Raw genomic sequence first — 12,649 nt, forward strand, 5'->3', positions numbered from 1 at the left:
CAGCTTTTCTCGGATCCCAGAGTCGATGAGATCTACTGTGATCCAGGTTGGGGCGGTCTTCTCTTGGTTTTTTGCGTTACCTTGTAGTCGCATCTAACGCGGCATCCTGACGTCACGCCGGTGACTGTCGCCCAAATCAAATCTAAATTTGGCGAGCTTCATTTCTTTTTGCTGGTGGTGATGCGTACTGCCGTGGAGCAGTTGATTTGGCAGCGGGGCTTTTGCTGAAAACTTGTGAGAGGTGCGGTGCTCCTGGCAGCCTTGTCGGAGGGCAGTGGGTTAGCACGCTGTGTTCGACCCACGACGGTAGCAGTACTGAATAAAGCCGAAGGATCCGACTGATATAACTGGCGTGGCGTGCCGCTTTCGCGGACGGCTGTTGTAAACCGAGCCACTACGCGTCTCGGCCCTGCCGGGCTTCCATCCTCACGTCTTCGGCCGAAGGCCTACGCGCTCCGCTTGCGGGTAGATGAGCCACGCTCCGGTCAATGCTCCATGACGCGGAGTGCATTTTGATCAGACGGCTGAACCTCATTGGCCTGATCGACAGGTTTCGCCCTTGCTGACGACAGTATTCTGAATTCACGCGCGGACACGAACTCGGCTACGTGAACTCAGTGTCAATGGACGGTAGTGCTTTCAAAGGCGCCTCCACTGGGTAGCCACCGAGTAGTGAAGAACTTTGCAAACTCCACCGCTCCTTTGAAATTCAACTGAGATGACGCATAGGATTTCATGAGTAGTGAGCGGGGGAGCGTCCAATCCCATTTTTCCCTGATGAGATTCTCGACTCCTTCTAGTAAGGCTTCGATGTCGTCAGGGTCTAGCTCAGCGATCTTAGCGAGGGCGTCAGCGACATTTTTTTGTGACCCTCCGATGGACAACGCAAGGCCTGAGCTCTCACAACTCATTCCTACATGATTGAACATGAGTACCAGAGCGTCATTGGTTTGGTCACCACGCCAAGTCACTAGATGAGTTTTCGAGTCAGACCCATAGGTGAAGTTGTCTGCCAGTCCGAGTGATGAGAATGACTTTCGGGCTTCTCTGAGCAATTCCTGCGCTTTGCTATCAATGAACGGGCAGGGGGCTGTTTCGGTTAGCACCGCGCGCATTTCCCCTCTGACCTGGTCGTGCACCATAGCGCCCATTCCGTCGAACTGGGGTGGCTGGCCACCCTTCGCGGCAGTGACCACAATCACCTTTTTTTCGATATCAACATCCAGTACCCGCCAGCGGCGACCACCAAAGATAATCCGCTGGCCCTTCATCAAAGGTCGGCTTACCGGTATTGATCCAAGCGGCTTACCTTCTCGTACCAGTCTGAACTCTTCGTCGCTGGTGAAAGCACTGTAGAACTCGTAGTGGTTGATCAGCCGTTCCCCGAGTTCCCCTGGAAGCAACAAACCTGAGCTGTCTTGCACAATCAATTTCTTCTCGCCGAGACCTTTCAGTAGGGAGAAGAAATCAGTCTTGGAAATACTTTTGAATGTCCCGCTTCCAACAAGACCACCCCACAGTTGAGCAGCGCTGGCGCCTCCTTGCTGTGCAATCACTGACAGAATCTGTTGCACCAGAGTTGAAGCGTGTAAACCCTCAGCCCTAGGTGGCTCGAACCAGTTGCCAATCAGCAACCTGATCATCGCGATGGTTTGGACGAGGTTCTGGCGTAGCAGGTCTGACAACAGCGATTGGTCAGTTAGCTCTCGTTCCTGACAGTAGGCTCGGAGCGTGGCAGGTTCGTCGTTGCGGCGGCCTGACCTTCCCAGGCGTTGGCGCAGGCTTGCAACCGATGGAGGCGAACCTATCTGGACAACTGTCTTGATGTTGCCGATGTCTATGCCAAGCTCCAGGGTGGTGGTGCACACGGCGGTTGCTGGCGGTGTGCCTGCTTTGAGCGCACGCTCCGTGTCTTCTCGAAGGTCTTTCGAAAGGCTGCCGTGATGAGGCAGGAATTCGTTGGGCATACCGCTGACTTCACACAGGCGACGCAGGCGGTCTGCGTACCACTCCACCTCCTGCCGACTGTTTGGGAAAACCAAGTTGTTACTGCCGCGCAGCACCTTGTACATGTGTGCGGCGATGGCATGCCTGGAGCCGGACTCGTCTTCTTTCTCTTCTTCGTCAGGGTTCTGGTCAGGGTCGTGATTTGGTACTTCGACAGCACGCAACTTTTGCATCGGCGGCATCATATAGCCGCGCACTTGCACCTGAAGATTCTGGCCAGATGATTTCGACTCAATCACCTGCACCCGTTCTGGATGCCCGGGCCTGAGAAACTCGCTCGCCAGCGACATGTCTCCCAGCGTGGCGGACAAGCCGACTCTCGGCAGGGTTTTTCCGGCTACAAGCTCGACTCGCTGCATTAATGACTGGAGCTGCTTGCCACGCTCGCTGCCAATGAAGGCATGCAGCTCGTCGATGACGATGTAACGCAGGTACTGGAACAGCCCCATCAGGCTTGAACCTCTGTTGACGAACAGCGCCTCTAGCGACTCTGGGGTGATCAGCAACACACCCTTAGGAGACTTGAGAAACTTGTGTTTTTTGCTGGCAGACACATCCCCGTGCCAGGCGACGACGGGAAGATCCAGTTGCTCGCAGAGTTGGCCAAGCCTATCCCATTGATCGTTGATGAGTGCCTTTAGTGGGCTGATATAGAGGACGGCCCCAGCTGGGTCTTGGTGCTCCATCAGGTTAGTGAGGATAGGCAGGAATGCGGCCTCAGTTTTCCCGGCAGCTGTTGAGGCGGCGATAATCACATCCCGATCAGCATCGACCAGCGCGGAAATTGCCCATTCCTGAGCGTCCCTCAATGCTGTCCATCCCTGGGCCCAGACCCACTGCTGAACGTCGGGGTGCAGGCGCTCGAAAGACGAGGATTCAGAGTTTGAAACTTGTGAGCTCATCGTCCGCCTCGATGCTTAAATCATGCTTGCCACCATCATCCTGGGCAACCTGAACGGCGCCTACCAATGCACGCCAGTCCGCTCCAGGGTTCTGCTCCAGCACTGCGAGCAGATTGATGAAGGCCGTGATGGTTGTGCGTGGAGTGCGGAAGTAGGCTTCACCCAACCGTTGGTTACAGTGCGCCATGAACGCAGGGATTGCCTCATCAGGCATCAGGTATTTGCCCGGGTCACCGTAGGCATAAACGTTACGCAGCTTTTGAAGCAGTACGTAGAAGTCTTCTGGAGTCAGGCTGCTTAAGCGGATGACCGGCCCCGACAGGTCGATCAATCCAGATTTGGCAAATGTGTTTTCGGCAAGCCGAGATTGCAACGCGGGGTAGCTGTACAGTCCGCGCCGGGTGTCCATCAGAAACTCAGGCGTACCGCCTAGGACAAAACCAAGGCCCTCGGTCGAGCCTTGCAAGGAGTCATTCAGAATCCGCAAGATCTGCTCGTAGTTGGCGTTGCGTGCTTGAGTGTTAGCGAGCTTGTATAGATTCACGAGCTCGTCCAGGCAAATCATGAGGCCGCTAAACCCCGCCAGGCGTACAAACCGCGACAGCAACTTCAACTGATCGTAGACCGATGCGTCATCAATGATGGTTCGGACACCGAGCGCCGCACGTGCATCTGTCCTGGTAGTGAACTCGCCTCGAAGCCATCGGATGGCGTCCGCCTTGAGCTGCTCGTTGCCTTGTTCAAACCCTTGGCAATACTTGGCAATGACGTCAGCAAAGTCGTAGCCGTTCACCATCTCAGTGAGATCGGCCAAGAATTCCTGAATGACGACTTCACTCTCGACGGCCCGAGTTTTCGCTTCCGATTTTGCCTGAGAAATGAATTTTTCAACGATACCCTGCAGCGCGCCACCATCCGGTTTCGTCCGGGTGGACGTGTTTTTAGCAAGCTCTGCATAGAGGGAGCGTGCTTGTCCGCCTGAGGCATGCAGCCGGCGGTCTGGGTTTAAATCGGCGTGCATCGTGACCAGCTTTCGCTCCATCGCAATGCCCCGCACAAGGTTGAGGAAAAAGGTTTTCCCAGCCCCATATTCGCCTACAACGATCCTGAAGGCGGAGCCGCCGTCAGCGAGTCGATCTATATCTTTGAGAAGGGCGTCGAGCTCACCCGCTCGACCCACCTGGATAAGATGCTGGCCCGCACGAGGGACTACACCGGCTCGCAACGACTGAATGACCGCATCGCGATCCTTTGGGCGTATCGCGCTCATAGGGCTAACTCTTCCAGGATATCCGGGTTGATCTCGATGGGGTCATCCCCCTCAGAGACGGGCATGTCGAACCGCTCAAACGCCATGTCGTTGATGTGCTCAAGCGCGCCGTCGAGCATGAGCTCCATATCTGTGGCAACATCTTCCAGCTCTTGGCGGCTCCATTGTCGGCGTGACACGATCATTCGTAGAAACGCTGAGTGTTCTGTGTCGAGCCCATGTACCGTAGCCGCATGATCAGTTGGCTGATCCCGGATACTCACTTTTACGATAGGTGGTTCAGGAGACTCATCATTGAACACCTCTGCCAGCAGTGCTGACACCGCTGCCGTTTCGCGTTGAAGCTGCGCAATTTTGTCCATGTCCAAATTGAAGCCTCGGGAAGCGTCATTAATGCTTGGCGTACCACCGGCCTGGTTAGGACTAGATTCGGCACCAAGTGCGGGCGTAGAGGACAAGTCCCTAGGAGGGTTGATGGCCGCGCCGTGTAAGTCCCCGTAAAGCATCTGTGGATCCAGCTCAAGTGTTTTATATACACGTTCCAGCAGCCTGACTTCCTGAGGCGAAACGTGTCCGTCAGCTTGAGCGAGATGAACGAGGAATCCAGCTATGGTGCGTTTGGCATCGGCATTCAGAGGGCTTAACTTTTTCTTTAGACTCGCCAGAGTAGGCGGCTGCAGAGTTTGGATTTGCAGGTGGGCTTTGAGCCGTTTCCGATGAGATACGCAAAGATGACTCCAGGAATCGATATGCCGCCCTAGCTGGGTCATCTCATCGCTTGAGCTTTCACCATCTATGGCCGCAACAGCGCTTGCCAAATCCAGTGTTACCACAGCAGCGTGATAGTCCGAAGTTGTCCGCAGGCTTCCATCATCGTCACCCGTCGCGAACAAAACGATCGTGTCCGAATTTTTGGGAGTACGGCTACCGGATAGTACATCTGGCTCAAAGCCGATATTCAAAGATTCGAGGGCTCTTGCCAAGGCTACGGTTGTTCCGCGAGGCAAAGCTCCTGAAGATCCAAAGCGCCCTGCCAGATCCCCGAAAGTCATGACCAACTGCTCATCACCGACTTGGAGTTGCAATTCAGCGATTACATCCTTCGCCGCTGCCGGCCATAGGGCAACCGGCAGTTGCAGAATACCCTCCAGATTTGAGGCTCCCTCAGGGTTTCGACCCAGGTATCTGCTGTATGGGTCGAGCACTATCGTGCATTCATCCACTATAGCTTGCAGCTTGTTGCGCGTTGCTGACGTAGCGGAAACATCCGGTATATCACCCAACGCAATTTCGGGAGCGCTTAAGCGGGAAGAGGCGGAACGATAGGCGATCTTTAGTAGAGTCTTATTTTGGGTAAGCACAAGGCCGTTCGGATAGCGGGCGGAATATTGGGCCGCGAACAGTGAAGCAAACTGATCCGCGCATCTGCTCACGGCAGTGCGGCGGCTGATGTTAGGGTCTGAATGTACCCATGCCATTGCCCACGCCGCGTTCAAGGGATGTTTGTCCAGAGCCATTTGGCCTAATGCCAGTCGTAGCGCAATCGGCAGTTCAAAGCCATTCGACTCAAATCGAGGCGGTGCATTCAAGTACATCTGCGGTTCCACATCCATGAGCTGTATGTGGTTGAGCAGATTCGACGCGTAGTTTCGAAACGATGAGTTGTCCCCGTAGAGGTTTTTGAGACGCCCAATCTCATCAGCGATGGTCGGCAGTTCCGAGCGCGCGGCCTCATCTGTAATTGAATCAACGATTACCCGACGCTCGAGGCCGTAAAAGAAGATGAAGACATACCCTATATCCACACTGGGGGCACAGCGGCCCTCGGACAGCCATTGCAGGTACCCACGTCGTGCTGCAGGAGAAATTCCGCTGTAACTCGGCCAGTAGCCGGTGAGCTTTTCAGTAAGATCCACGTGCGTAATTTGCACGGGCAGTTGCCCGTCAATCAGCGAGGGCTCATGGTTGAATGTGCGATCTGTTTTCTCAGCAAAATAGACCATGCGAACCGTCAGAGCCTTACCACCGACATTGATGGTTTCGTCATTTCCAATCCATCGCGCTTTCGAGGATAGATTTTTAGGCTTGGGGATCGTGAATTGCTGCTCAGGCGAGCCAGCCCTGATCGTATGGAAATCTGAGTCAGAGCAGTGTCCGCTGATCACATCAAGGCTGATTTCAGATTTTTGCTCGTGATTTGACAAGGAGGCGGTCTGACCTATTGAGTCGGCAAGGATATTCGTTTTCAAGCGAGTAGGGCGCTTCAGTGACTCTACGGAAGACTTCTTGATCAGCCAGATGATGCCAGCGATCCCGACCAAAAAAGCAACCGTGAACCGCAGATTAGATGGAGCAGCTGCGATGGCCACGACCAATATCAGTATCAAGGTCACGACGGTCGAAATGCCAAGGCTGCTTTTTTGCTTCCGTGCCATCAAGTGCTCCATGAGGTTCGGCTGGCTTATTGGCAGTATCTGCATTTTTTCGATTGGCGCCAAGCGTGGCATACGCTGTCAGATCGCGCCGACGGAGGTTGAATTCCTCGGGCTACGGGCGTTTTCTGCCTCTCATGATGGGGCAAAGACTGCCAGTCCGAGATCCACCAAGACCTTTTCATCTCATTGGGTTTAGCTAGAAGCTCTCCGTGCTGATATTCCGACTAGCTTCTCCAACGAGCGATGCTTTCAATTTGCGGCTGACTGTTTCCGTTCTTGGGGCTGCCCGCAACGGCTGCTCATAACTGTAAGCAGCGGTCACGATATCCCGCTGTGCATATGAGCGTAAGCTTTTGCCAGCCTGCTACCTAGCCTTGACCGTCCACAACTGATCTACCTTCGTCGTGTAGCTTTGGCTCATTAGGTCTCGACGCATCGCCCATTCAGGCGCCGCAGGCACGCTAGCCAACCGGACGACTCCCTTTCCCCACCGGCCATTGATCTCATCCAGGACGCTCATGACCTTGTCCGCCATCACGGGCTGGGACTGCGCAAACAGGTCATCAGTGAATTCGCCAGGCTGTCGCAAATCCATCAGCAAAACCTCTGCCTTGCTGTATTTAAAGCCCGGTTGGAAGAGGCGATTGACGGCTTCGGTCGCAGCCTTGGTCATGAGTCGAACGTCGTTTGTCGGGTAAGGGAGTTCGACGAGTGCGCCGTTCGCGTACTTCGCTTCTTCGGGATTGAACATGCCCGTCCTGATACTCACGCGGATCTTCTTGCACAGCGAGTTTTGCGCTCTGAGCTTTTCCGCCGCGCGTTGCGTGTAGGTGGCGACGGCCTCCTTGATCGGCTCGATCTGCATCAGCCTGCTGCCGAACATCCTGCTACAGCAAATCTCTTGCTTGGGTGGGTCAGCTTCGCCCAGTTCCAGACATGGGGTGCCAGCGAGCTCCCGTGCCGTCTTTTCGATCACGAGGCTGAATTTCTGGCGAAGCATCGACGGGTCGGCCTTCGCCAAGTCCATTGCGGTCTTGATGCCCATCGTTTCCAGGTGGGCCTTCATGCGCTTGCCAATGCCCCAGACTTCGCCGACATCGGTGTTGCGCAGCGTCCAGTCGCGTTTGAACGGATCGCAGAGATCGACCACACCACCGGTGATATCTAACAGGCGCTTGGCGGTATGATTTGCGAGCTTCGCTAGGGTCTTGGTGCGGGCAATACCCACCCCGACTGGAATTCCCGTGCGCTTGAGCAGGGTGGTGCGCACGTGCCGTCCAAAAGCAGACACATCACCTGGGAGGCCCGTGAGATCGGCGAACGCCTCATCAATGCTGTAAACCTCTAACGCTGGCACCATCGATTCGATGATCGTCATGACGCGCTCACTCATGTCGCCATAGAGCGCGTAATTACTGCTGAAGGCCACGATTCCATGCCGGCGTAGATGGTCTTTGATCTGGAAGTATGGCTGGCCCATTTTCGCAAAAGGTTTGGCGTCGTAGCTGCGCGCAATCACACAGCCGTCGTTGTTGGACAGCACCACGATGGGTGTCTTGGCTAGGTCGGGTCTGAACACTCGCTCGCAGCTCGCATAGAACGAGTTGCAGTCAATCAGGGCAAATACAGGTTCACGTGTTGTCATGATCGCGCACGCTGTATTTCACCACACCCCAGATCACCAGCTCATCGCCCTCCATGACATGCCTTGCCGGATATTTTGGGTTCTCCGATACAAGCATCACGGCGTTCTCACGCAGAAGCAGGCGCTTGCAGAATGGCTCCGAGTTCAGCGCTGCGATGACTATGTCGCCGCTGACCGCATCGATGCTCCGATCAACGACCACCAGATCCCCTGAATAGATTCCTGCGCCCTGCATGCTATCCCCATCGATTCTCACCAGGTACACGTGCGGGGCTCGAATATCGAACAGCTCATCAAGGGAGATGTGCTTTTCGATGTGATCAGCCGCAGGGGAGGGGAAGCCCGCTGGCACCTTGGATGAATAAAGGGGCAGCTTCTTACCGCCAGTAGCGAGTGGGCCGAGGATGGTGATGCTCATGATGCAAGCCTTAAAGTTTTAGACTGTACGTATATACAGTTAACGATTTGCTTCGCTTGCGGTCAATCTCATAAGCATCACTATTCGACGGGTGACAGCATGTGCGGACGCTACTCGATCTACGAATCGATGGATCATTATCTGAAGGAGCTCGCGCCAGAGCAGCTTGTGATCAACGGCTACGATCTTTGGCCAGTGGAGCGATACAACGTCGCACCCTCAACCCGCGTGGAAATTATTCGGCCCGTAGATGAAAAGCTGAGCATTGATAAGGTGAAATGGGGATGGTCGCCATTTTGGGCGAAAGGAAAGCGCCCTGATCCGATAAACGCCAGGGTTGAAACAGTCATGAGCGGGAAATTCTTCAGTCATCTCTGGCCAAACGGTCGCGTCCTTGCACCGGCAAACGGGTGGTTTGAGTGGGTCAAAGATCCGGCTGATCCAAAGAAGAAGCAGCCTTACTTCATAACCCTGAAAGAGCAGGCTCCGATGTTCTTAGCTGGTTTAGCTGAGGTTCACCAGGGCCTGGAGCCAGATCCTTGCGACGGCTTCGTCATCATCACCGCCTCCAGTGATCAAGGGATGGTAGATATCCATGATCGGAAACCGCTGGTTTTGGCTCCTGAGCACGCCCGCGAATGGATCGCCTCAGATACTTCCCCTGAACGCGCGCGGGAAATCGCGATGGAACACTGCCGGCCTGCTACCGATTTTCATTGGTATAAGGTGAGCAAGGCTGTGGGTAGTGTTCGTAATCAGGGCCCAGAATTAGTCGAGCCGCTCGCAGGGGCGTCAGACGTCGATGAATGATCAACCTGAGTCGTACATCCCATTGGCTGTAGATGTTGATGGACGGCAACTGGAGCGTTGTCCTGCCTGCCCATGGGTAGTTCTTGTCAGCTTTAATCAAGAACGGACATCGCTTAGATCAACCACCAGTTTTTACACCCGGCATACCTGCGACCGCCCAGGTAGCGGCTCGTACCGTGGGAGTCATATGGTGGAATTATTCGCCCCGAAGAGTTGGACACCATTCGGGTGGCCTGACATAAATTAAGGACAAAATATGTTCAGCAAATCTCAGATCATTACCATCCCAGTCATGATCTCATCGGTATTTTTACTCACCGGCTGCCCGCCACCAGCGTCTTTCACCCAATGGAAACGCGCTTCTACCTCCGTCGAGGGCGTTAAAGCCGCAATGGCAGAATGTGGTGACCCTGTGGCAGGGCCACTAAACCGTTTCCCAATAAACGAAGAGATAATTCACTTTCAGTGCATGCAACGTCTCGGTTTTGCCCGTAAAGACGGCTTTGAATACTGTGAAATAATGAAGAACATGCCTGCCTGCGTCGAGGAAAGGCAGGGCCGTCCGCTCAGTTTGTCGCAGCTCGAAGCGTTGCCGTTTGTAGAGGACGAAGCCTTCCATCCAATAAAACCAAATTCAGGCCGGGATGAACGTATGCAGGTCTCATGGCGTAAAGCGGGAGCATCACTCCATTTCTCAGTCCAGGTAGCAAATGATAGTGAAGCCTTGCCGGTGATGTATGCGTGCGGCTATGCGAAGCCACTTGGGTCGAATCTGGACGTCGCAAGCATCGGGCGCACTGCAGAAGTGCAGCGTTGCATGATTGATCATGGCTTTGAGCCCAAAAACAAAATAATGCAGGTTTGCCAGACTTACCCCCAAGTGACGGGCTGTTCGTCGACAACACCACCCAGTTGATGCAGATATAGCGCAGAGCCAAGGGGCGCGCTCGTTAGAGATAGAGAGCTCATCGGCCCAGTGGCGTCGTCTACATCGATTTAACCGATACGACATCCACGTACTTGTACTTCTTCCTAGCAGCCTTCACAGCCTCTTGCTCAGCAAGCAACGAGCTCAACGTATCAGCCTCGTGAATCAATTCGATCATTTTCCCTTCAAACTCGTTTCCAACACGTAACGTGACCCTCAGCCTTGGCGTAAATGCTTTCGCCACTTTCTTCTTCACTTGGGGAGCTTCTGCTGGCTTTGTAGGTACCATTTCTGGCTCAGGCTCCTGTACTTGAGGCGCAGACACCTGGTCTTCGGGCTGAGGCGTACCGAATAGGGCACGACGCATTTCTTCTTCAGTTAATTCAGAGCTCATAGAACATCTCAAAGGGGGCGGTAATCAGCTCGACGAATTCTACTAGGATGGCTGCTCCAGCGTGTCCTCTGGAAGCATGTATACCCACTGTGAATTCGGGCTACGTGCTCGCAACATTTCAACGTGGTAGTGGGCCTGATAGCGATAAAAATGATGCAACGTAAGCTAGGCTATTGAGGGCTTAAGGGGGCATCGCAATGGTTGTCTGGCTTCGTCTTCGACAACTGAGTGAACTGCTCCAATGCGTTTTGGAAGGCCTCCAATGCGAAGCTTACCGGCTTGCTCTCGGCGATCCATTTTGTCGAGTCCAACTTCCAGTTTGTCCGAAATACTTCGACCGAAGCGCCGCCAGTGTACGGTGTCAGCCTCGATTACCTGCTAGGTAACCAAGACGATACAGTCGAAATTCATGTCATCGCTACAGACCAGCAACGGCACGATTGTGGAGCTTCCATCCTCCGCCGGGATGATGCGACGGTTCGCAAGAGCGTCTTCGTCTTCGTCGATAAGCCAGATCAGAGAAAGACCAAGGCTTACGACGTCTGACCATTCGAGATGAGTGGACAGCCATTGCTCAATTCCAATGCCGTCAATCATTAACCATGCGCAAGCGCTCCTGGCGAATCCAGGTCGGTAGTAAGCGGCGCTGATAACTTGATGCATCGCGAAGTCCTTCAATGCAGTGCGGCGGTGTCACAGAGAATGATGATACTCCAGTGGTATCACGTCTATCGTCGTAGCGCCTGCTTCAAGCCGAACGCTTAAACCAGATCAACAGCCCTGACTTCCTTAGCTCGTTGAAGGACAAAGCTGGCACCCTGTACTGTGCAGAATCTGAATAAAACTACAAGGAGGCGTGAGGTGCGCGACAAGCAGATTTGGGAACTGACAGCGAGCGATCTGCACGATGTTGGGGTATGGTGCTTTCCGATGGACGAGTCCGTTGAGGATGAATGCACAGTCCGACCTTGTGTTGAGGAAGTAGGCTTGGCGATGATCGTGCGAGCCGAATTTTGCGATGCCGATGGCACTCGCTATCTGGGGTACGTGCACTGGAGTCTGGTTGAACATATTGGCCATCGACAACCCACGCTGTTCCTCAATGACGGCACAGCTGTCTCGTTCTGGGGAGGAATTGTTAAACCCTCCTGTGATGAAGCCTCAGATGAAGCGAAACGGATTTCTTTCCCTATCACATTTAAGTCTGAACCATTGCTCGGGCTCACGCCGATGGTTGGCGTCCTAGAAGGGATGTATTACTTAGATAGCAATGACCAGATTTTTTGCCTTTCGATAGGTTAAAGGTGAGGACAATGGCTACCCCAATCTGACTAACACCAGTGCTTGAAAGCGGCAAAAAAGCCAGAGCGAGTCGACCAGTTTTGGCCGATTGAAGCCTTTCAGAAGCTTCCTAAAGTTGATCTGTCTCAAGCGCCAGTACCCAGCGGTTGAACGGCGCTGAGCCCGCCAAACCCAGCACGTCAAAGAACACCCATTTCCGATTCTTTACCGAAAAAGACTGAACGGCTTGTCCGGGGGTAACCCTCTGTGCATTGCTGGTCGATAGACCTCACCAGACGCGCTTCCAATGTAAGGCGAGTTTCTGGGGTCAAGCATACCGACTTGCAACGTCCCGCAAGCGTCCGGAAGTTTCAAAGATAATGTTTCACCCGTTTCCAGGCGGCCCACGAACGTTCCATCAAACAAAACTGCCAGCGGGATAGCCTGGCCATAGGCGCTGTCAAATATTCCTTTCTTGCGCTGAATGGTGATGTCCATGTGCTGTCCTTTAAGGTGCTCACTACACAGAGTGTAGTCGCACGTTTACGACGCACTGCGA

11 protein-coding genes are annotated in these 12,649 nt (G+C 54.0%); 3 read left to right on the forward strand and 8 right to left on the reverse strand.

The window, feature by feature from the left end:
- Positions 1-620 precede the first annotated feature (620 nt).
- From PspCFBP13509_RS09380 to PspCFBP13509_RS09400, 5 genes are all read right to left on the reverse strand, one after another.
- Positions 621-2,909 (reverse strand): DEAD/DEAH box helicase, encoded by a 2,289-nt coding sequence (locus PspCFBP13509_RS09380; protein ID WP_137201154.1) that lies wholly within the window; start codon positions 2,907-2,909, stop codon positions 621-623.
- Positions 2,884-4,179, reverse strand: coding sequence for an ATP-binding protein (locus tag PspCFBP13509_RS09385; RefSeq protein WP_137201156.1), 1,296 nt, complete (start codon positions 4,177-4,179; stop codon positions 2,884-2,886). The genes PspCFBP13509_RS09380 and PspCFBP13509_RS09385 overlap by 26 nt, the downstream gene beginning before the upstream one ends.
- Entirely contained in the window at positions 4,176-6,614 is a 2,439-nt protein-coding gene (locus PspCFBP13509_RS09390) for a tellurite resistance TerB family protein (RefSeq protein WP_137211953.1), read from the reverse strand. Before PspCFBP13509_RS09390 ends, PspCFBP13509_RS09385 begins: the two co-directional genes overlap by 4 nt.
- Positions 6,615-6,978: 364 nt before the next feature.
- Entirely contained in the window at positions 6,979-8,259 is a 1,281-nt protein-coding gene (gene umuC / locus PspCFBP13509_RS09395; RefSeq protein WP_137211954.1) for a translesion error-prone DNA polymerase V subunit UmuC, read from the reverse strand.
- Complete coding sequence (locus PspCFBP13509_RS09400) at positions 8,246-8,677, reverse strand: LexA family protein (RefSeq protein ID WP_137201163.1); 432 nt, start codon at positions 8,675-8,677, stop codon at positions 8,246-8,248. The genes umuC and PspCFBP13509_RS09400 overlap by 14 nt, the downstream gene beginning before the upstream one ends.
- A gap of 99 nt (positions 8,678-8,776) precedes the next feature.
- Between PspCFBP13509_RS09400 and PspCFBP13509_RS09405 the strand changes: the two genes are divergently transcribed.
- Positions 8,777-9,487 (forward strand): SOS response-associated peptidase family protein, encoded by a 711-nt coding sequence (locus PspCFBP13509_RS09405; RefSeq protein ID WP_137211955.1) that lies wholly within the window; start codon positions 8,777-8,779, stop codon positions 9,485-9,487.
- A 256-nt stretch (positions 9,488-9,743) separates the two neighbouring features.
- Complete coding sequence (locus PspCFBP13509_RS09410) at positions 9,744-10,403, forward strand: hypothetical protein (RefSeq protein WP_137211956.1); 660 nt, start codon at positions 9,744-9,746, stop codon at positions 10,401-10,403.
- 70 nt (positions 10,404-10,473) lie between these two features.
- On the opposite strand, the gene PspCFBP13509_RS09415 is transcribed toward PspCFBP13509_RS09410, so the two are convergent.
- Both PspCFBP13509_RS09415 and PspCFBP13509_RS31715 read right to left on the reverse strand, forming a co-directional pair.
- Positions 10,474-10,809 (reverse strand): hypothetical protein, encoded by a 336-nt coding sequence (locus PspCFBP13509_RS09415; protein ID WP_065926142.1) that lies wholly within the window; start codon positions 10,807-10,809, stop codon positions 10,474-10,476.
- A 378-nt stretch (positions 10,810-11,187) separates the two neighbouring features.
- Positions 11,188-11,472, reverse strand: coding sequence for a hypothetical protein (locus PspCFBP13509_RS31715; protein ID WP_242001062.1), 285 nt, complete (start codon positions 11,470-11,472; stop codon positions 11,188-11,190).
- Positions 11,473-11,670: 198 nt separating this feature from the next.
- On the opposite strand from PspCFBP13509_RS31715, the gene PspCFBP13509_RS09425 reads away from it, so the two are divergent.
- Positions 11,671-12,111 carry a hypothetical protein gene (locus tag PspCFBP13509_RS09425; RefSeq protein ID WP_137211957.1) on the forward strand — a complete coding sequence of 147 codons (441 nt, stop codon included), beginning with the start codon at positions 11,671-11,673 and terminating at the stop codon, positions 12,109-12,111.
- A 204-nt stretch (positions 12,112-12,315) separates the two neighbouring features.
- Here the strand turns inward: PspCFBP13509_RS09425 and PspCFBP13509_RS09430 are convergent, their stop codons facing one another.
- Positions 12,316-12,588: a hypothetical protein gene (locus PspCFBP13509_RS09430; RefSeq protein ID WP_137211958.1), complete on the reverse strand. Its 273-nt coding sequence runs from the start codon at positions 12,586-12,588 to the stop codon at positions 12,316-12,318.
- Between the last annotated feature and the right edge of the window lie 61 nt (positions 12,589-12,649).

The organism is Pseudomonas sp. CFBP13509, assembly GCF_005233485.1.
Taxonomy (GTDB): domain Bacteria; phylum Pseudomonadota; class Gammaproteobacteria; order Pseudomonadales; family Pseudomonadaceae; genus Aquipseudomonas; species Aquipseudomonas marginalis.

What these genes read in the sequence shown, in the direction of transcription:
- PspCFBP13509_RS09380 (WP_137201154.1), bottom strand. Translation starts at nt 2,909, where the DNA reads ATGAGCTCACAAGTTTCAAACTCTGAATCCTCGTCTTTCGAGCGCCTG.
- PspCFBP13509_RS09385 (WP_137201156.1), bottom strand. Translation starts at nt 4,179, where the DNA reads ATGAGCGCGATACGCCCAAAGGATCGCGATGCGGTCATTCAGTCGTTG.
- PspCFBP13509_RS09390 (WP_137211953.1), bottom strand. Translation starts at nt 6,614, where the DNA reads ATGGCACGGAAGCAAAAAAGCAGCCTTGGCATTTCGACCGTCGTGACC.
- umuC (WP_137211954.1), bottom strand. Translation starts at nt 8,259, where the DNA reads ATGACAACACGTGAACCTGTATTTGCCCTGATTGACTGCAACTCGTTC.
- PspCFBP13509_RS09400 (WP_137201163.1), bottom strand. Translation starts at nt 8,677, where the DNA reads ATGAGCATCACCATCCTCGGCCCACTCGCTACTGGCGGTAAGAAGCTG.
- PspCFBP13509_RS09405 (WP_137211955.1), top strand. Translation starts at nt 8,777, where the DNA reads ATGTGCGGACGCTACTCGATCTACGAATCGATGGATCATTATCTGAAG.
- PspCFBP13509_RS09410 (WP_137211956.1), top strand. Translation starts at nt 9,744, where the DNA reads ATGTTCAGCAAATCTCAGATCATTACCATCCCAGTCATGATCTCATCG.
- PspCFBP13509_RS09415 (WP_065926142.1), bottom strand. Translation starts at nt 10,809, where the DNA reads ATGAGCTCTGAATTAACTGAAGAAGAAATGCGTCGTGCCCTATTCGGT.
- PspCFBP13509_RS31715 (WP_242001062.1), bottom strand. Translation starts at nt 11,472, where the DNA reads ATGCATCAAGTTATCAGCGCCGCTTACTACCGACCTGGATTCGCCAGG.
- PspCFBP13509_RS09430 (WP_137211958.1), bottom strand. Translation starts at nt 12,588, where the DNA reads ATGGACATCACCATTCAGCGCAAGAAAGGAATATTTGACAGCGCCTAT.